The following is a 19,748-nucleotide window of genomic DNA, read 5'->3' as shown; positions in this document are numbered from 1 at the left end:
GCGCCTTACGGCTCAGCCCTCCAGAGACAGCCCCCGGCGGCGAAGAGGAGCCTCATGTTCGACCTCAAGATCATCGGTGGAACCGTCGTCGACGGGACGGGCGCGCAACGCTACCCGGCCGACATCGGCATCAAAGACGGCAAGATCGTCGACGTCGTGCGGCGCGGCGCCGCCGGCCCCGCGATGAGCGACTTCGAAACGGCACCAGCGGCCGAAACCATCGATGCCACAGGGCGTGTGGTGGCCCCCGGCTTCGTCGACATCCACACCCACTACGACGGCCAGGTCAGCTGGGACAGCCTGCTGGAGCCGTCCAGCGGCCACGGCGTGACCACGATCGTGACCGGCAACTGCGGCGTCGGCTTCGCGCCCGTGCGGCCCGGCAGCGAGCAGTGGCTGATCGAGCTGATGGAGGGCGTCGAGGACATCCCCGGCACCGCGCTGACCGAGGGCATCACCTGGGGCTGGGAGACCTACCCCGAGTACCTCGACGCGGTCGGCAAGCAGAAGTTCTCCGTCGACGTCGGCAGCCAGGTCGCGCACGGCGCCGTCCGCGCCTACGCGATGGGCGAGCGCGGGGCCCGCAACGAACCGGCCACCCCCGAGGACATCGAGGCGATGGGCCGGCTCGTTCGTGAGGCAATCGAGGCCGGGGCGCTCGGCTTCTCCACGTCGCGCACGATGGGCCACCGCGCGATGGACGGCGAACCGGTGCCCGGCACCTTCGCGGCCGAGGAAGAGCTGTTCGGCCTCGGCCGCGCCATGGCGGCCGGCGGCCAGGCGGTGTTCGAGCTGGCGCCGCAGGGGGCCGCCGGCGAGGACATCATCGGTCCGAAAAAGGAACTGGACTGGATGCGGCGACTCAGCGCCGAGATCGACCGGCCGGTATCCTTCGCCCTGATTCAGGTGGACGCCGATCCGAAGCTGTGGCGCGAGATGCTGGACCTGTCCGCGGACGCGCACGCGGCGGGCGCCCGGCTGCACCCGCAGATCGCCGCGCGGCCGTTCGGCATGATGATCGGCTTCCAGGGGCATCACGGATTCAGCCACCGGCCGACCTACCGCCGGCTGGCGGCCGAGTGCGGCCGCGACGAGCTCGCGCAGCGGCTGGCCGACCCGGCGGTGAAGGCCGCGATCCTGGCCGAGGACGACCTGCCCGTCGACCCCACCTTGCTGTTCGACGGGATGTTCGCGTTGGTGCAGCACTCGCTCGGCCGGCTGTATGCGCTCGGCAACCCGCCCGACTACGAGCCGACTCCGGACCGCACCGTCGCGGCCATCGCGAAGGCCCGCGGCGAGGACCCGCTGTCCACGCTGTACGACCTGATGCTGGAGGCCGACGCGACCAACATGTTGATGCTGCCGTTGTTCAACTACGCCGACGGCAACCACGACGCGATCCGCGAGATGATGCTGCACCCAGCGGGCGTACTCGGACTCTCCGACGGCGGCGCCCACTGCGGGATGATCTGTGATGCGTCCTACCCGACGTTCCTGCTCACCCACTGGGCGCGCGACCGGCACCGCGGCGAGAAGCTGTCGCTGGAGTACGTGATCCGCAAGCAATCCCGCGACACCGCACACCTGTTCGGCCTCACCGATCGCGGCACCATCGAGCCCGGCAAGAAGGCCGACATCAACGTCATCGACCTGGACGCCCTGACCCTGCACCCGGCGGCGATGGCATTCGACCTGCCCGCCGGCGGGAACCGAATCCTGCAGGGCGCCAGCGGTTATGCCGCGACCATCGTCAGCGGGACGGTGACCCGCCGCAACGACGTCGACACCGGCGCCCGTCCCGGACGTCTGGTCCGCGGAGCGCGCTGAGAAGTCCCCCGATGGCAACGGCGGCCGGCAACCCGGCGCGGACCCGCTCACACGTCCAGGAGGACGCCATCGGCACCCCGCCGGACAACCCGACGCTGGTGCCCGCCGAGCGCTACTACTCCCCCGCCTTCGCCGCGCTCGAGACGCAGCGGATGTGGCCGCGGGTGTGGCAACTGGCCTGCATGGTCGATCATGTCGCGGAACCCGGTGACTATTTCGAATACCGCTGCGGCCCTTACGGTGTGCTGATCGTCCGGGACGACGACGGGGCGCTCCGCGCGTTCCAGAACGTCTGCCGGCATCGCGGCAATTCGCTGTGCACCGGATCCGGCTCGGGCCTGCGCGAACTCAAGTGCGGCTATCACGGATGGACGTGGGACCTGGCCGGCGCGCTCAAGCGGGTGCCCAACCGGAAGGGCTTCGGCTCGCTGCGGATGTCCGACTTTCCGCTGATACCGGCTCGCGTCGACACCTGGGCCGGGCTCGTCTTCGTCAACCTCGACCCGGGCGCGGTGTCGTTGGCCGAATACCTGGAGGCGGTGCCCGACGACATCGCCTGGTGCCACCTGGAGGATTTCCGCTGCTACGCCACGCTCACCGTGGAGGTCGACGCCAACTGGAAGACGATCGCCGACGGATACAGCGAGACCTACCACATCCAGACCCTGCATCCCGAACTGCTGCGATGTGTCGACGATATCCATGCGCCGCAACGGATTTGGGGCCATACCGGAAAGTCGGATCAGCCCTACGGTGTGCCAAGCCCACGCTTCGGGGGCTCGGTGTCCGACGAAGAGGTGTGGAACGCCTACGTGTACACGCAGGGGGCGCTGATGGGTGCGGCCGAGGGCACGCCTTTCCCCGCCGACGAACGCCGGGCCGGCCAGACGGTCGCCGACCTGATCGCCGAACGAACCCGTGCCTTCGCCGCGAGCCGCGGTGTCGATCTCAACTGGGCTGATACCGATCGGATGACCCGATTGCACCAGTACAACGTGTTTCCTAACATGACGCTTCTGACCAACGCCGACCACCTGACCGTCATGTGCTCGCGGCCCGCCCCCGAGCCCTCCCCCGACAAGGGCGAGCTGATCATGTTCTTGATGACGCGCATGCCGCCGGGCGCGCCGCGCGCCAAGCCGACCGACGTCCGCATGGCCGCCGATGCGGCCGAGCCGGGGGTGGTGCTCACGCAGGACATCGCGGTGCTTCCCGGCTTGCAACGCGGCATGCATCAACCCGGCTTCACGCACCTGGTGTTGTCCAGCGAGGAACGACGCGTGATCAACATGCATCGCAACCTGGAGCGCTACCTCGAGTTGCCCACGTCCCAGCAAATGAGCGGCGGTGCGCCGAAGTGATATGTCGCAACATAATTCGTGTTCACAGCGCGAAATTGGCGCCGAGCGATTTAGAATCCCGCTTGTGATGACCCCGTCTTACCCCTGGGGGGACGATCGAGGGCAACTTGCGCGGCGGCTTCGGCTGCCCTATGAAACGCTCCGCCGACGGCGGGCGCTACGTCTGTGCCACAGCTTCGAACGGGTGGGTGTTCGAACGGCACCGGAACGGTTGCGGCAGATGCTGGAGGGCGCGCCGCTGGGCGCCCACGAGCTGATGAACGTGAACTTCGCGTTGATCGCGATCCGGCTCGACCGCGAATTGCGTGCCGCGCGCTACAAGCGGCTCAAGCAGCGCGGCGCCCGCTCGCTGATGTTCGCGGGCCTGGTCATGGTGGTGCTGAACTTCCTGGTGTGCATGGCCTACCTGCTGCTGAACCTCGCGGAGCAGTCCGCACCCCTGTAGGTCGTCAGCGCGGCGCGACGATGCCGTTGTCGTACGCGTAGACGATCGCGGCGGCCCGGTCGCGCAGGTCGAGCTTCCCGAAGATCCGCCCGATGTGGCTCTTGACCGTGACGCCGGAGATGCACAGTCGATCGGCGATTTCCGTGTTCGACAGGCCCTGACCGATCAACGTCAGCACGTCGAGCTCGCGGGTGGTCAACTCGCCGATCGCGGTGCCGCGCGGGCCGGGAGCGGCCTTACGGTACGTGGTCAGCACGCGCGAGGTCACCGCGGGATCGAGATAGCTGTCGCCCCGCGCGACCGCGCGTACCGCGCGGATCAGCTCCTCGGCCGACGAGTCCTTGAGCACGAAGCCGGCCGCGCCGGCGCGCAGCGCCCCCGACAACAGCTCATCCTCGTTGAAGGTGGTCAACACGAGCACCGGCGGCCGCCCGCCGAGCCTGCGCGTCGCCTCGATGCCGTCGACGCGGCGCATCCGCAGATCCATCACGACGACGTCGGGCCGGTGCTCGGCCACCGCCGCGGGCACCTCGTCGCCGTCGGCGCATTCCGCGACGACGACGAAACCGTCCTTGCGGCGCAGGATCCGGCGCAGGCCCGACCGCACCAGGTCCTGATCGTCGACGAGCAGCACGGTGATCTCGGGCGTCGCCGAGTGATCCGGGATCATGCCTTGCACCACCATGGGCGCCAGGCCGTATCGCCTTCCTGCAGTGGGATTTCGGCGCACACCGACCAGCCGTCGCGGGTGGGGCCGGCGTCGATGGCCCCGCCGAGCAGCTCGACGCGCTGGCGCATGCCGCGCAAGCCGCGGCCTTCGGGCGATGGCGCGGCCATCACCGCCGCGGGGAGCAGATTGGTGATGGCCAGCCGCGCCGAGACCGGCGAAATATCCAACACCACACCGGCTTTCGACTCCGGCGCGTGCTTGGCGATGTTGGCCAGCGACTCCTGGGTGATGCGGTACAGCGCGAGGCCTAGCGCGGCCGACACGTGGTCGGTGGGTCCCTCGACGCACAGCCCGACGGCCAGGCCGGCCCGCTGGAACCCGTCGACAAGGGCTGCGATGTCGTCGATTCCGGGTTCGGGCGTGGTCTGCGCGGACTTGGTGGGCCAGTTGTCGAGCAGCCCGACCGTACGCCGGATGTCGGCCATCGCCTGGCGGCCCAGCCGTTCGGCCTGTTCAAGCGCCTCGACCGCGTCATCGACGTCGCGGTCCTGCTGCAGTGCGCGCCGGGCGCCGGTCACGTGCAGCAGGGTGATGCTCAACGAATGGGCGATGACGTCGTGCACCTCGCGGGCGATGCGCCGCCGTTCGTCGGCGGCGGCGTGTTCGGCCAGCATCTCCTGCGCCGCGATCTGCTCGGCCAACAGCAGCCGCTGGGTGCGCATCAGGTAACCGAGCAGCCAGCCCACCGCGATAAAGCCCAGATACAGCACCACCGTGTCGAGCCGGTGCAGCGCGGACGCGGCAAGCAATAGCACCGCAGCCGACGCCGCCGCAAGCAGGCCGCCCAGCACCGAGGCCAATGTCGCGACGACCAAGACCATCAGGACGAGTAGCGCCGGTGCGAAATCGGCGTGGATCGGCGCCGACGTACCGAACATGGTCAGCGCGGAGGAGGCCAACCAGGTCGCCCACAACGGCCCCGGGGTCATCTTCATGTTGAAGACGATGAACGCGAACGAGGGCGACAGGGCTATGGCGAACGCGGTCAGCGACACGGGCAGGTCCGCGGCGGGTCGCTGCAACGTCCCGATCACGCCGCCGAGCACGAGGGCGGCGTCGACGGAGATCAGCGCCGCCCAGGTGAGACCGACGGGAATCAGCTCGCCGCGCCGGCGAAGGTGTTCCCGCAGGCGATTCGCTGCGGCGTGCAACATCGTCCAATCCTAGAAGAGCTCGGCGCCTCGTCACATCCTCCCGCGGTCGGTAGCCGTCTCCGCCCGTGGTAGGAGGCAAAGACTGCACTTCGGCACGACGCGCGGTGGGTGGCCGCTTTCCTAACGTCGAGTCATGACATGGACACTGCTGCACGACCGCATGGCCTTCATGGCCGAGGTGATCAAGGCCGCCGAGACGGACCCCGAGGCGGCACTTGCGTTGATCCACAACTCATCCGAGGTGGCCGAGCTCTTCGGCGACGAGGAGGGCCTGATGCTATCGCTCGGTCAGCGCTGGATCACCATGCTGGTGGCCAAGCTGGATCAGGCGGCGCACGAGGGCGCGTCGGCCGAACAGGTGCGCGCAGATCTGGCCGCTGCCGAACCCGGGCTGCACGCGTTGGTGAAAATCGGCACCCGCCGGTCGTTGCGCGTGCGCTCGGTCACGCGCGGTGAGCACGTGGCCGTCGGCCTGTTCGGCGGGCCCACCAGTGATCGGCAGACCGTTGCATGACCGGATGGGCAGCCTCGCGCGCCTGACCACCCGGTACGCGGCTCTCATCGTCGGCCTCTGGGTGCTGGCGGCGGGCGTCACGAATCTGGCTGTGCCGCAACTGGAGCGCGTCGTCGACTCCCACGCCCGGTCCTTCATGCCCCCGGGCGCGCCCAGCGCCGTGGCCGCGGCACGGGCCGCCGAGCTGTTCAACCAGACGCCCAGCAACAACTTCGTCTACGTTGTGCTGGAACGTGATCCGCGGCTGGCGCCGCAGGACCGCCGGTTCTACGACGCGCTGACGACAGCGCTCGGTTCGGATCAGCGGCACGTGTACGCGGTGACCGACCTGTGGTCACAGCCGGCCACCGCCGCCGGTGCGCAGAGTTCGGACGGCAAGGCGGTCAGCGTGATGGTGCGGCTGGCCGGCATGCTCGGCACCGCGCAGGCGCGCGACTCGGTGAACGCCGTGCGCGGCACCGTCCACAAACTCTCACCCCCGGCGGGCCTGCAAGTCCATGTCACGGGCCCGGGCGCCACGATCGTCGACGAATTCTCCGCGATCGACCGCCAGATGCTCGGCATCACCGCCGCCACCATCGGCCTCATCCTGCTGCTGTTGCTGCTCGTCTATCGATCGCCGGTCGCGGCGGCGATCCCGCTGATCTCGGTCGGACTCGCGCTGGCCCTGGCCCGCGCCGTCGTCGCCGCCCTGGGCCAGGCCAATGTCGTTGAGGTGTCGTTGTTTTCGGTGGCCCTCATGGCGGCCATGACTCTCGGGGCCGGCACCGACTACGCGATCTTCCTGGTGGGCCGCTACCACGAGGGCCGGCGCCGCGGCGTCGAGCCGGCCCAGGCGCTGACGCAGGCCTACCGTTCCATCGCGCCGGTGGTGATCGGATCGGCGCTGACGGTATCGGTGGCGCTGGCGTGCCTGGTGTTCGCGAAGGTGGGCTCGTTCCGCAGCGCCGGGTTGCCCTGCGCCATCGGGATTCTCGCGACCATGGTGGCCGCGCTGACCCTCACACCCGCGCTGATGAAGCTGGCGATCCGCCGCGGGTACCTGGAGCCGCGGCCGTCCACCACCGCGCGGCGCTGGCGCCGCGTCGGCACGACGGTGGCACGCTGGCCCGGCCCGGTCCTGATCACCGCGCTGGCGCTGACCCTGCTCGTCGCGCTGCCGCTGCTCAGCATGCGGGTCGGCTTCAACGAACCGGCCGCCACCCCGTCCTCCACCGACTCCAACCGTGGCTATGCGAGCGCCGACCGGCATTTCGCGGCCAACGCTCTGCTGCCCGATGTGGTCGCCGTCCAGGCCGACCACGACCTGCGCAACCCGGCCGGACTGATCGCCATCGAGCGCATCACCCGCCACATCATGGCCGTCCCGGGTGTGCGGGCGGTGCAGTCCGCCAGCCGGCCCGACGGGAAGGTGCCCGAACAGGCCACCCTGAGCTACCAGGCCGGCGTCCTCGGCCGCCAGTTCGGCGACACGATGGATTCGCTGACCCAGCGCCTCAAGCGGGTTTCCGAGCTGGACGGCGCGCTGGCGCAGACCCAGCTCGCGGTCGACGGGTTGGGCGACGGATTGCGCGGAGGCAGTACCGGATTGGCAGACGTGTCCGGCGCCGCGCAGGACATGCGGGCCGGGATGGACGGGCTGCAGCGCAACGTCACGACGGTGTCGGGCTACCTCGACCCATTGCGCGACTTCGTCGGCCGGACACCCGATTGCGCGACCAATCCCATCTGCTCGACGGTGGACCGCGTGCTGGTGCCCGTCGACAGCCTGGTGCAGACGTCGGCGCTCCTGGGTTCGGGCACCGCGAAGCTCACCGCCGGGTCGAGCACGGCCGCCACCGCGATGGCCACCCTGCCACACAGCGTGTCGTCGATGAAAGACGCGTTGGGGCGGGCGCGTTCGGCGACGCGTGACCTGCTGAGCCTGTCCGACACGCTCGGGCCGCAAATGCACCAGTTGACCGACTACCTGAACGAGATTGCGACGCAGTTTCAGGGCAGCGCCGCCGCGGACTTCTACATGCCGCAGCGGGCGCTGACCGACCCTCGGTACACCACCGCGCTGCGCCACCTGATCTCCGAGAACGGCCGCGCCGCTTACCTGTTGGTCTACGGCGACGGCTCGGAGTGGGGTGCCGACGGCGCCCGGCGGGCCGACCAGGTGCGCGCCGCGATCAAGGAGGCCACCAAGGAGGGCACCCTGACACCGACCGAGGTCGACCTCGCCGGGGTGGGCCCGGTGACCGCCGACCTGCAACGCTTTGTCGCCGAGGACACCGAGCTGTTGGTGGGCGCCGCGCTGGTCCTCATCTTCCTGATCGTCACCGCCATGTTGCGCAGCCCGGTCGCGGGATTGGTCGTCGTCGGGACCGTCGTCACCTCGTACGCTTCGGCCGTCGGTGCCAGCGTGCTGATTTGGCAGCATCTGCTGCATCACGACCTGCACTGGGCCGTGGCGCCGATCGCCTTCATCGCGCTGATCGCCGTCGGCGCGGATTACAACCTGCTGCTGGCGCTGCGCATCAAACAGGAAGCGGTGGCCGGTCTGAAGACCGGCATCATCCGGGCCTTCGGCGCAACCGGCGGGGTGGTCACCGTCGCCGGCGTTATCTTCGGGCTGACCATGCTGGCGCTGCTGAGTAGCAGCGTGCTCAGCATCGCCCAGATCGGCACCACGATCGCCGTCGGGTTGTTGCTCGACACCCTCGTGGTGCGGGCCTTCGTCGTGCCGTCCATCGTGGCGCTGCTGGGCCGCTGGTTCTGGTGGCCGAACCCGCTGCCCCGCCGGGTCGTCACGCCGGCGCTGAAAACGGCTGAGCCGCAACTGGTTACTGCTGCGGCGGTGTGACCGTCGAGGGCAGGCCGACCAGCACGCCTTCGACGTCGCCGTCGACGCTGACCAGCAGGCCGCGCCCGGGCGGCAAGGTCTGTGCCCGCACGTTGCGGTTGATCCGGTTCTGCGGATCGTTATCCATATAGAGCTGGGCCACTTTCGCCGAGTTCTGGAACCGCATCCACGGATCCATCTGCAGCGTCGCCCAGTTCGCGCTGTTGCGGGTGGTGAAGACGTGCAGGCCGATCTGCCGCGCACGCTCCATCAGCTTCCACAGCGCCGCGCCCACCGGCGGCTTGGGCGGGTAGCTCTGGTCCGGACGCAGGTCCTGGATGTCGTCGATGAGCACGAAGTGTCGCGGGCCCTCCCACGGCTTGAGCGCGCGCAACTCCTCCTGGCTCAGGCCTTTCGGAGGCAGCCGCGGCAGCAGGACCTGCTGTGCCAGCGCGGTGATCACCTCGTCGATCTCGTCCTGGTCATAGGCGTAGGCGCTCACGTAGCCGGGCCCGTGCAGGTCGCGCAGACCGTGCGGCGCGGTCTTGGGGTCGATCAGCGTCAGCTGCGCCTCTTCGGGACTGAACCGGTTCATGATCGCCTCACCAATGGCGACCAGCGACATGGTCTTTCCGCAGCCCTGCCGTCCCAAGATCATCAATCCGGGGCTCTCGCGCAGCTTGATCGGCACCGGGCCCAGTTCGTGCCGCTCGCCGATCGCGAAGCTGATCGAGAGGTCGTCGACGCTGGGGTGCGCGGCCTCGTACTCCAGGATCGCCTTCAGCGCGGCCCGCTGCGGGAGTCGCTGCAGGGTGGCGTGTTTGGTCACGCCGGCGACGTCCGCGATGCGCGCGCCGACGTCGACGATGCTGACCATCGCACCGGTGGCCGGGTCGGTCAGCGCCGGCACGCCCACGCGCAGCTCGTGCAGGCTGTCGGTCAGGCCGAAGCCGGGCCGGTTCAGTGTTCGCCGCGCGGCGTCGCGCGATTCGAGCGACGAGTGGCCCATCTGGCTCTCGCTGGGATCGGCCAATCGCAATTGGATTCGCGCCGTGGCGTTTTGCAGCAGGCTCTGCCGCTGCCCGTGAATCCAGCCGCCGGCGCTGCACATCACGTGCACCCCGTATTCGGGCCCACGACTGCTCAACGAGATGATGCGGTCACCGAGCACGGTGTCCTTCGAGTACAGGTCGTCGTAGTCGTCGACCACCACGAAGACGTCGCCGAACGGGTCGTTGGCGTCGGTGCCGCCCAGGCCGTCGCTGCCCGGCGCGAACCGTCGTTCACGGAAGCCGTCGAGGTCGATCTTGAGGCGCCGGAACGAATCCTCCCGCGCATCGATCAAGGCGTCCATGCTGCTCAGGATCCGCTCGATGCCCTCGGCGTCCTTGGGCGACACGATGTCGGTGACGTGCGGCAGCGAGGCGGCCTGGGCGAGGGTAGCCCCGCCGATGCAGAAGAACGTCACGCGCGACGGGCTGTACATCGCGGCCGCCGAACACATCAGCGTCATCAGCGTGGTGGTCTTGCCGCGCTGCTTGGCCCCCACCACGATCACGTTGCTGCGCAACGCATCCACCGCATGCACGATCTGCTTGGACTCTTCCGGAATGTCCATGACACCGACCGGGAACATCAGGCCGGAGTTTTGCCCATAGTCGACGTGCCAGGGCTTGCCGCGGTATCCGGCGACCAGGGCGTCGATGGACTCGGGCTCCTCCAGCGGCTCCAGCCACGGCCGGCGCGGTGAGCGGTGCGGCACGCTGTGCAGCGACTCCCGCAGCACGTCGACGATCTTCTTGCGCTTGAAACCGTCGTCGTAGTAAAGGAATTCGTCGGGCTCGGCGTCGACGGCCGCCGCGGCCTCCAATGCGGTGGCGTCCGAGGCGTCCAGCGGCTGGAACTGCCAGTTGTACAGCCGCGGCTTGGTCAGCGTCATGTCGACGGTGGTGGCGACCTCCTTGGTCTTCGGCACCACGAACGGGGCCGACAGGTAGAAGCACCGGAACGGCTCCAGGTCGCGGGGCCCCACCTTGAGCAGACCGAAGCCGTTTTCCTTGGACGGCAGATGGTAGGCGGCGTCCGAGCCGATCACCTCGCGGCTGTCGTCACCGGACTCGGCGCGCAGCGCGATGCGGAAGGCGATGTTGGACTTCACCTTTTGCAGCGAGGACAGGTCCAGCCGCTGCCCACCCAACATGAAGAAGACGTTGGCGCCGCGGCCCTCCTGGCCGATGTGGATGATGAGGTTGATCCACTTCTCGTGGTTGGCGAACAGTTCCAGGTACTCGTCGACGATGACGAGCAGTACCGGCACCGGCGGCAGATCGCGGCCGGCCAGCCGGATCTCCTCGTAGTCGTTGGCGTCCCGGGCACCCACCGAGGTGAACAACTCGTAGCGCTGCTTGATCTCGCCGTCGATGACCCTGCGCATCCGCTCGGCCAGGTGTCGTTCGTCCTTGCCGAGGTTGGACAGCGCGGCCACCACGTGCGGGATGCCCAGGATGTCTTGGGCCGCCGACTCGAACTTCATGTCGACGAAGATCACGTTGAACGTTTCCGGGGAGTGGGTCAGCGCGATGCCGTAGACCAGGGACAGGAAGAACTCCGACTTACCCGAACCACTGGTTCCGATGACCACGGAGTGGAACCCGAAGCCGCCGAAGTCCTTGGCGCGGATGGTGATGTTCTGCAGTTCGCCGTTGGGTTTGGCGCCGACCGGGACCTCGCACCAGCGCTCGTCACCGCGGCCGCGACGTTCGGCCCACAGCCGGTCGACGTCCAGGTCGCGGGGGTCGCTGATGCCCAGGGCGCGCAGCAGTTCGGTTGCGCCGCTGACCGAGTCGGCGATCTCGCTGCGGCTGGTCGGTGACCAGCGCGCCATCGCCCGCGCGTACCGATACGCGCGGTGCACGGACAGCTGGTCGGCGTGGGCGAAGAACTTGTTGCGGACCCGCAGCAGCGGCGCCGGGCGGTTGTCTTCGCCGTCGGCGTCGGAGCCGTTGCGGTGCAAGGTGACTTGGCCATTGGGCGAGCCGCCGGGTGAGCTGTGGCGCTCGCTGAGGTCGAACACCTGGTCGTCGGCGAAGCCCACGCCGGTGCCGATCCGGGACGCGATGCGCAGCAGGGTGATTCCCGCCTTGCCGACCTGGCCGACCACGCTCTCCCACGCGTCGGGGCTGCCGGTGTTGTCGTCGACGATCACCAGGTGCGGGCCCAGATCGACGGTGTCGGTACCGGTTTCCAGGGTGGAGCCCATCGCGGTGGGGCTGGCCGCCGCCAACGGCGTCCAGGCGCCCCGCTTGCCCTTCATGTGTAGTTCGGCGCCGAGGGTCTCTTCGAGTTCCTCGGGTGTGGCGAAGACCAGGCGCCGGAAACCGCAGGCGTCGAAGAGTTCGTCGTGCAGGTTGTGCGGCAGCCAAACGATCCACGACCACACCTCGGGGTTGCGGGTCACCACCAACAGCTTCACGTCGCGCGGGTTGTGGAAGACCGCGAGGGAGCACAACACCGAGCGCATCAGCGACCGCAGCCGGTCGAGGTCCTCGCCGACGAAGCTGAACCCGGGCGCCGAGCGCAGGTTGACCACCTTGGCGATATCGCGAATCTTGCGCTGCTCCAAGATGAAATCGCGCAGTGCCTGCCCGGTGACGGGCTCGAGCTCCTCATCGGAGGCGATGTCGGGCCAGGTCACCGACAGCACCGAGTCCGGTGCGTGCTGCACGCCCGTGCCGAGCCGCACCTCCAGGAAGTCCGCGTCGCCGCGCCCGCGCTCCCACATCCGCGGCCCGCCGATGATGGCGCCGAGCCCGCGCGGGTCGGAGTGCACGGAGTTCTGCCATTCGCGCTGCGCGCACACCGCGGTCTGGATCTCGTCGCGGTTGCTGTCCAGGTCACGCAGGTAGCGGCGACGGCCCTTTTCCATTTCGCCCCAGGTGATCTTGCGGGCGCGGCCGAAGCGGCCGGAGAAAGCCAGCATGCTGAAGGCACCGATGCCCATCAGCGGGAAGAAGCCGGTGGTCAGGCTGCGCACGCCCGACACGTAGAGCATGACAATGGTGCCGATCAGCGCGACGATCAGCGCCGGCACACCGATCATCACCCAGATGTTGCGCGGCTCGCGTTCCGGCAGCGCGATCGGCGCACTGGGTGCGACCCGAACCGGTTTCGGCGGCTCGATCTTGACGCGGTTGATGGGGAACGCTTTCTTGGACATTCTCTAGCCTCCCGGCTTCGCCGATGTCGTCACCACAGCCACCTTGCCGAGCGCCGGGACGGTGTCCCGCGCCAAAAGCGCTGCCTCCCTTGACAGTGCCGGGCCCGCGGCGAACGTCCGCAGCAGCGGCCAGGGCGCCTGCACCGCCGAACCCGGGTCGAGCCCGAGCGCGCGCAACGTCGTGTCGTCGTTGGTGATGCCGAACCGCACCCCGTTGTCGGAAACCCAGAACAACGATTCCCGGGAGTCGGAGGTGACCACGCCGCTGGTCGACGTCACGAAATTCGCCGCGCCCGGCAACACCAGCACCTGGTTGGCGACCACCGAGGCCGGGTCGCGGTCGTCACGCACCAGGTGCACGATCCGGTTGTCCAGGTACGACGGCGTGGGCAATCCGCGCCCGTTGTATACCACGACGCGAGCCTGCGGGTCCGTCGAGCCCTTCTCCCACCCCACGCAGGTGGTCGGATCGGCCGCCGTGTCAATGAAATTCAGGCGCTTGGTCGGGTAGTAGTCCACCGCGAGCGAGGACACCTCGGGGATGTTGACCAACACGTCGGGCGTCACCACGCGGGGCGCCGTCGCGCCGTAGGAGTTGGCGCTGCGCAACAGGTCGGCGACGAAGCTGGTGACTTTTTGGACGCCGTCGGGCAACAGCACATAGAACTGCTTGCCGCCGCTGGCGGTCTGGGCCTGCAACACCGCGCCCACCTGTGAGCCCGACACCCACGTCGACGGCGTGCCCGCCAGGGGCACCGCGGGGACGCCGAGCGGTTCGGTGGCGGGCAGCGCGTCGTAGAGGGCCCGTGAAATCTCCACCGGCAGTGTGACTCCCGGGTCGAGTCCGAGGCTCAGCGTGATCGCCCTGTTCGTCGGGTCGATCTGCGAGCGCTTGCCGCCCCAGATCACGAAGGTGTTGCCTTCGAAGGTGACCAGCACCCCGGCGTCGTCGCTGAGCGGTGTGGCGCGGTCGAAGCCGTCGAGCACGCCGGCGATCGAGGTCACCACCGGCCGTTCGGGGCTGCGGGGTCGCCCGGCCGTGTCGCACACCGCCCACGCCGACGTCGCACCCCGATGGACGGGCATCGCCGCCGGCGCACCCGGGATGCCGACCAGCGGGCCGGTCGGATACTTCGCTATCTCAGCGGGCTTCACCCATGTCGGCTGATTCGCCGTGCCGGTCGCCAGCCGCGCGGACGTCAAATTCAGCACCGGGTAGAGCCGGCCGTCGATCTTCGCGTAGAGCGCCCCGGAATCGCGGTCGCCGATGATCGCCGAATCACCCACGATGCCAGTCGGTTTCAGCACATTCAGCAGCAGCATCCAGCCGCTAGCGATGGCCACCAGGAGGACCGACAACACCAGCGCGGCGGTCTGCTTGCGGTCGTCGTGTTTCATGCGGACCGAGAAGCGGGTGGTCGCCGCGCGCAACCGACGGTTGTAGAACAGGTGCCCGGAGTTCTGGTCGCGGTTAGACAAACTCAGCGGCATGCTCAGTACCCCTTGGGTGCTCGGTGGGGATCGGCCTGCTGAATCCGATCGGCTAGATTCGACGCGTCGACGGCCACCCCGTAGCGGCCCATCGCGTAGTTGATGAACGCGCACGCCTGAGCCACCAGATTGTGAATGTCGCGCGAGGTTCCCGGCTGGTGATACGCCGCGAACGTCGGCGCGATGAATTGCCAGGCGCCCTTGCTCGGTGTGCCCCGCGCCGCGTTGGAGTCCCAGTCGTTGACCGCGTTTGCGTTGTAGTTGGACTCGCGCCGGGCCACCAGGTCCATGCCGCGTTCCCAGCGAGCGCGCGCTGCCGGGTCATGAATACCTTTGATGTCCAACGCTTTACGGATTGCGGCCAGCACCGCGGCGCGTCCGCCGGCCTGAGTGTTGTGCATCTGCCGCCCTCGTAGGTAGTGCAAGCGTCGCAGCCTGCGCGCGAGCATCCTTGCCCGGCGGCGTGATCCGGCGACATGTCGGTGTTGAGCCCGCAGCCGCGCCGCCATCCGGGCGGCGGCCTCGCGGCGGCCCATGGGGGTATCGACGGCCGGGGTCGTGTCGGTCAAGGCGGCGTCCAAGGTTGCCCGCGTCGCCAGGTGGCCGCGGACGTGATCGGCGCGCGCCGCGGAGATCACCTGTCCCAGCGTCCGGTCAGCGTGGGCCAGCCGGGTTAGACGCGTTATCGAGGCGCCCGACCGTGCTGCCGCGGCGTCGGGTAGCCCTACGCCGCCGCGCGTCAGCGCCTCGGCGTGTGTCTGCGTCCGCGCCGGTGCGTCGCCGATACCGTCGCCGGCGGTGGCTAGGCGGAACAGATTGTGGGCGCGCGACAGCGCCGCGACCGCTTGCACTCTGAGGGGATCGGTCACCGGCTTCCCCGCCCTGATCCATTTATGCGCCCTCGCGGCGCCGCATCCTTGCCGGACACTTCGCGCTCGTACTCCCACACCCTCCTGGCCGCGTATTTCCGCGGTCGCTGCAGACGTACCAATAGCATGCACGCATCGACAGTTCTGCTGTCAATAACGGACAACCCAATTTGACCCGCACATTTGGGATCGGTCCGGCCGCGATTACGTAGCGACACTACTGCCGGCCGAACTGCCCGACCACTCACCCTTCGAAGGGCTGGGTGGTTTGGCCGGCTATTCCTTCGGCTCGTCCTCGGACGGCATGATCACGATCCGGCGGTTGGGCCTATTGGTGACCACGGTCGGCTTCGCTTCGCCGGATTTGCTGCCCGGGGCGCTCGGCGGAATAGTCAAGCGGCCCTTGATCGGTTGCCCGTTGGGCACACCTGGAGCCATCACCCGCTTCTCGACCGGGCTGTCCTTCTTTCCGCCTTCGCCGCCGTGGCCCATCGCACCCGGCGGCATCATCGGCATCCCGGTCATGCCTGATTGCCCGGGCATGGCCGGCATTCCACCGGTCGGCGGCATCATGGCCGCCTTCGCGGCCGCCGGGGTGGTCGGCGGGGACGACGTGGGCACGGGCGGCGGGCCCAGCGAGCTGGCCGGGGTGGTTCCGCCACCGCCGAGCCCAGCACCACCACCGCCGGCGCCGCCGCCCAGTCCCGAGCCGCCGCCGCTGCCGACGCTGTCGACCAGGTGCGCGTCGTTGGCGAGTCCGGCGCCGTGCGCGCCGCCCTGCACCGCGCTCATCAGCGGCTGGAGTGCGCTTTGACCGGCCTGCATCGCCTGTTGAGGGAGCTGCGTCAGCGGTCCCATGACGCCGCCGATGGCGCCGCCGAGCGCGCCGGTGACGCTCTGCAGCATCTGCTGGATCGCCTGCATATCCTGCTGGCTGTTGGCCTCGTTGGCGGGAAACTTTGCCGCGGCGTCAGCAGCGTGGGCCCGACGATCCGCGTCGGCCGCGGCTGCGTCGGCTGCGTCTTTGGGGACGCCGGCGTTTCCGACGCCGGTTAACGCGCCTCCACCGCCGTCCACAATCGATGTGCCGGGTGGGTGAGGGGGGTTCGCCGTTGGGAGCGGTGCTTCGGGCATGTTACCCGCGCCGACGTAAAGCGGAATATTAGCTTGGACTCCACCGCCCACGATCTGTCACCTCCACCCCTTGTCGCAAGGCCTCAAATATGTAAACCGGCGACGCCGATCGCTCGTACTGCACATTTTGTCACAACACATTGAATGCGGTAGTCACCCGATGACTGCGGACCCGCGCTACGAACTCATCCGGTGGCTTACGGCGTCAAACCACGCGAGGTGATAGTTCGCGAGGTATTCGTGTCCGTCAATCAGCGCCTCGATGGCCGCTAGAAGCATCCAATCCCCGACAGCCGCTGGGTCGTGGTTGGGATAAGCAGTCAGCACGGAGTCCTGAATTTCCGCTACACATTCACGCAGCATCGCGGTCTCGCTCTCGAGGACGCCCGTTTGTCGCACCGCGGGGGCCGCGACGGCTTGTGCGATACGAGGAAGGCCGTCCCGGCGACGCACGGCGTCAACCAGGGTGGGCCCGAGCTCGTCGACTGGAGGCGCGGCGGAGCGGGCAGGCCGATCGCCGCTCAGTGCGGGTTCGTCGGGGCCTGGCTCGGCCACATACGTGTTGGCGTGGTGGGCAGCCGCGACCGTGATGGCGCCGAGCAAATCCACCACGTTGGCGTCATGGCGTCGTGCCGACGGCTCAAGCAGGCTCACGTGGGCGGGCAACCGGACGTGCGGCGGAATCCACCCGCCCGCGAGGTCGGTGACCAGCAGTGTCGTGGTGCCGTCGTCGCGCAATCCCGCCGCCCACGATAGCCGCGGCTCCTGACGGGCCACCGCATCGACAAGCCGCTGTAACCGCTGTTGTTCGGCCGTCCGGGCGGACACCGTGCCGGCGGTCGCGCCTGCTGCCGCGGACGCTGCCGATGCGCCGGCCATCGTTGATGATCCCGCACCGGCCTGGCTCGCGGCGGCCCCGGAAGCTGTCCGCTCCACCGGAGAGACAAGTGGGCCACCCGCGGATGGGGATGATGCCGGCGAAGAAGCTACGGGTGCACCCGAGACGGGACCGGCCGGCGCAGAAGGCACGGACGGCGGCGCCACCACCGGCGGACGCAGGTCGGAACCATAGGCGGGCAACGACCCCGAGGGAATCGACGAACCGCCACCGATAGACGGCGCGGAGGACGACCACGACGTGCCGGTCATTACCGGCGCAACTGAACTGCCGCCGCCGGTGGCCACTGGCGCCGGGGAAGCTGCTGGGGGTGCGTCGACCGGTGTAGCCGTCGGGATGAATGCTCCCGCGCTGGGCACGGTCGGGGTCCCCACGGGTGCCGCCTGAGGAGTTTGGGGTCCCCCGGCCTCCATCGCTTGTAGCGGCCCCGCCGTAAACGCTTGCCCGCCAGGCCCCGTCGTCTGCCCAGTCGCCAAACCGGACGTGAAAGCTTGCCCTAATCCGGGCTGGCCGCCTTGACCCAGACCGACCGGTGACACTGGCGCCCCACCGCCGCCGTGCACGCCTGGCATCCCCGGCGATACGGTTCCGCCACCGCCGGTCACCGACGGACCGGTCGGCGCCGCGGGCTGTGCGCCTGGCAACGGCCCGCCACCATTCCAGTTAGAACCGCCTGCTGCGGGAACCGCCTGCTGCCCCGCCGCACCGTGGACGCCGCCTGGGTTGGTTCCACCGCCTCCTCTGTTGACGACGCCCGCCGCCGGCGGTGGTTGAGGCCCCTCGGCACCACCGCCACCGCCACCGCCACCGCCACCGCCACCGCGATTAACGCTGCCTACACCGTCACCTGCCGAATTCAACTCCTGCTGACTGATCGGTTTCGGAGCTTTGCCGTCGCGAACGTCGAACCCATTTGCTTGCGCCCAGCTCCGGGCGTTACCACCAATGCCTTCAGCATCGAGAATCTTTTGCGTCGCCGCCATTATCTTGTCGAGCGCGTCGCGGCTGGCATTTGCAGCATCGGCGTTGCAGCGCGCTTGGACAGCCTGTATTTCCGCTAACTTCTCCGGAGGCAGCTTCTTTGATGCGAGGATGTCGTTGATCTCTTTGTTGCCCGTATTCGCTATGTCCGACAATCTGCTTCGCAGATAATCGATTGCGTCAGCGCCGGAATTGAAGGCTGCCGCCTTAGTCTGATACTTCTCCGCGAGGTCGAGGTGGAACTTTTCGCCCTTCTGGAACCGGTCTATCAGATCGTCTGCAGTATGTCCCTGGTTATGCGCTGCCAATAACGTCCATTGCGTGCGCAACGTCTGTGAATAAAGCTGCTGCTCCCCGCATGCTTGGCTCCACTGTTGTGCACCAGTGCGTAGAGCAACCGATGGTGCTGGCCACCACGGTCCGATCAGCGCAGCAGTCCATGTGCCAGGTGGAAGATCAACCGCCACCGCATACCTTTTTCATTGCGGCATCCTTGGCGTTCACATCGGCAACTGCCTCTTGAAATTCGGCCTCGGTAGCCGCTCCCTCGCTGCTTTTCGCGGTGTCTGTCAGGTATGCCGTCGCTAGAGCCTGAGCCGCGCTACGGTGTTGCTCGTCCAGAGCTGGATCATTCGATACGTTGAACAGCAGGCTGGCGGAATTCGTAAGCGCGATGCGCGCGAATGCTTTATCGCTGCCATTGGTGTCAACTTGTACGGCCCGCGCTGCCAGCTTGTAGGTCTCGCAGAGCCGCTGTTGCGCTGCGGCGGTCTCCGCCGGTGTATGGGAAGGCGGCGTGGTGGTGGTCGCTGACGGGTTTGAAGCCGCCGGCCGTGTCAGGGCTACGACCAACGCCGCGACTGCCACGGCGGCCGTGACGGCTACCGCGATCGCCAACCATGGGCGTGGACGAGAGGCTGGATTCGGGAGCGGTGGTAGCGGCCAACTACCAGTGGGCGGCGGAACAGACGGCCTGTCACCATGGCCCGAAGGCAGGTCTCCCGCCATATCTCCTCCTTAGTGTGCGAGCCCATGTGCACTACCTTGCCCTCCAATCAATAGTGGAGCAGGCAACCCGAAGCCAAGCAATTCACCGCGCGTCGTTAGTTCTCATACACCGGCGCGAACTTAGTCTGCCCGCGACTGTTCATGGCGCGGATGTCGTCAAGTTCGCGAGCCTCGGCTGCGCGAAGACTCGAAGACAGTATTCGGCTGCTCAAGCAGAATTCAGCCGCTGCGGTTGAATTCTGCTTGCTGGAACTAGCTATGACACGTAGCGAGCAACGCATCGCTCTTCGCGT

14 protein-coding genes are annotated in these 19,748 nt (G+C 68.2%); 6 read left to right on the top strand and 8 right to left on the bottom strand.

The window, feature by feature from the left end; translation table 11 throughout:
* Positions 1-54 precede the first annotated feature (54 nt).
* From B9D87_RS19435 to B9D87_RS19425, 3 genes are all read left to right on the top strand, one after another.
* Positions 55-1,827, top strand: coding sequence for an N-acyl-D-amino-acid deacylase family protein (locus tag B9D87_RS19435; RefSeq protein WP_007769688.1), 1,773 nt, complete (start codon positions 55-57; stop codon positions 1,825-1,827).
* Between the two features lie 11 nt (positions 1,828-1,838).
* The gene (locus tag B9D87_RS19430; RefSeq protein WP_007769689.1) at positions 1,839-3,188 is read left to right on the top strand and encodes an aromatic ring-hydroxylating oxygenase subunit alpha; all 1,350 of its coding nucleotides are present in this window, start codon (positions 1,839-1,841) and stop codon (positions 3,186-3,188) included.
* 184 nt (positions 3,189-3,372) lie between these two features.
* Positions 3,373-3,633: a hypothetical protein gene (locus B9D87_RS19425; protein ID WP_040629525.1), complete on the top strand. Its 261-nt coding sequence runs from the start codon at positions 3,373-3,375 to the stop codon at positions 3,631-3,633.
* A 4-nt stretch (positions 3,634-3,637) separates the two neighbouring features.
* Here B9D87_RS19425 and B9D87_RS19420 read toward each other — a convergent pair whose 3' ends face one another.
* Both B9D87_RS19420 and B9D87_RS19415 read right to left on the bottom strand, forming a co-directional pair.
* The gene (locus B9D87_RS19420; protein ID WP_007769696.1) at positions 3,638-4,318 is read right to left on the bottom strand and encodes a response regulator transcription factor; all 681 of its coding nucleotides are present in this window, start codon (positions 4,316-4,318) and stop codon (positions 3,638-3,640) included.
* Complete coding sequence (locus B9D87_RS19415; RefSeq protein WP_007769697.1) at positions 4,300-5,517, bottom strand: sensor histidine kinase; 1,218 nt, start codon at positions 5,515-5,517, stop codon at positions 4,300-4,302. The genes B9D87_RS19420 and B9D87_RS19415 overlap by 19 nt, the downstream gene beginning before the upstream one ends.
* 133 nt (positions 5,518-5,650) lie before the next feature.
* Here B9D87_RS19415 and B9D87_RS19410 point away from each other — a divergent pair, with 133 nt between their 5' ends.
* Entirely contained in the window at positions 5,651-6,031 is a 381-nt protein-coding gene (locus B9D87_RS19410; RefSeq protein ID WP_007769699.1) for a hypothetical protein, read from the top strand.
* Complete coding sequence (locus B9D87_RS19405) at positions 6,024-8,879, top strand: MMPL/RND family transporter (RefSeq protein WP_040629628.1); 2,856 nt, start codon at positions 6,024-6,026, stop codon at positions 8,877-8,879. The genes B9D87_RS19410 and B9D87_RS19405 overlap by 8 nt, the downstream gene beginning before the upstream one ends.
* Here the strand turns inward: B9D87_RS19405 and B9D87_RS19400 are convergent.
* From B9D87_RS19400 to B9D87_RS27590, 5 genes are all read right to left on the bottom strand, one after another.
* Positions 8,860-13,074 (bottom strand): type VII secretion protein EccC, encoded by a 4,215-nt coding sequence (locus B9D87_RS19400; protein ID WP_007769704.1) that lies wholly within the window; start codon positions 13,072-13,074, stop codon positions 8,860-8,862. The two genes, B9D87_RS19405 and B9D87_RS19400, sit on opposite strands and share 20 nt — an antisense overlap.
* A gap of 3 nt (positions 13,075-13,077) precedes the next feature.
* The gene (eccB, locus tag B9D87_RS19395; protein WP_007769706.1) at positions 13,078-14,565 is read right to left on the bottom strand and encodes a type VII secretion protein EccB; all 1,488 of its coding nucleotides are present in this window, start codon (positions 14,563-14,565) and stop codon (positions 13,078-13,080) included.
* A 2-nt stretch (positions 14,566-14,567) separates the two neighbouring features.
* Positions 14,568-15,434, bottom strand: coding sequence for a transglycosylase SLT domain-containing protein (locus tag B9D87_RS19390; protein ID WP_007769708.1), 867 nt, complete (start codon positions 15,432-15,434; stop codon positions 14,568-14,570).
* A 276-nt stretch (positions 15,435-15,710) separates the two neighbouring features.
* Positions 15,711-16,568 (bottom strand): hypothetical protein, encoded by an 858-nt coding sequence (locus B9D87_RS19385; RefSeq protein ID WP_238553388.1) that lies wholly within the window; start codon positions 16,566-16,568, stop codon positions 15,711-15,713.
* Positions 16,569-16,745: 177 nt separating this feature from the next.
* Positions 16,746-17,447, bottom strand: a complete 702-nt coding sequence (locus B9D87_RS27590; RefSeq protein ID WP_007769712.1) for a DUF5631 domain-containing protein — start codon at positions 17,445-17,447, stop codon at positions 16,746-16,748.
* A 726-nt stretch (positions 17,448-18,173) separates the two neighbouring features.
* Here B9D87_RS27590 and B9D87_RS27585 point away from each other — a divergent pair.
* Entirely contained in the window at positions 18,174-18,527 is a 354-nt protein-coding gene (locus tag B9D87_RS27585) for a hypothetical protein (RefSeq protein ID WP_052002412.1), read from the top strand.
* Positions 18,528-18,903: 376 nt separating this feature from the next.
* Here B9D87_RS27585 and B9D87_RS19370 read toward each other — a convergent pair whose 3' ends face one another.
* A complete protein-coding gene (locus B9D87_RS19370; protein WP_080598496.1) occupies positions 18,904-19,455 on the bottom strand; it encodes a hypothetical protein in 552 nt (183 codons plus the stop codon).
* Positions 19,456-19,748: the final 293 nt, after the last annotated feature.

It is taken from the genome of Mycobacterium colombiense CECT 3035 (assembly GCF_002105755.1).
Taxonomy (GTDB): Bacteria; Actinomycetota; Actinomycetes; order Mycobacteriales; family Mycobacteriaceae; genus Mycobacterium; species Mycobacterium colombiense.
Note: the sequence above shows the minus strand (reverse complement) of the source record. Positions and strands in the feature narration are given on the sequence as shown.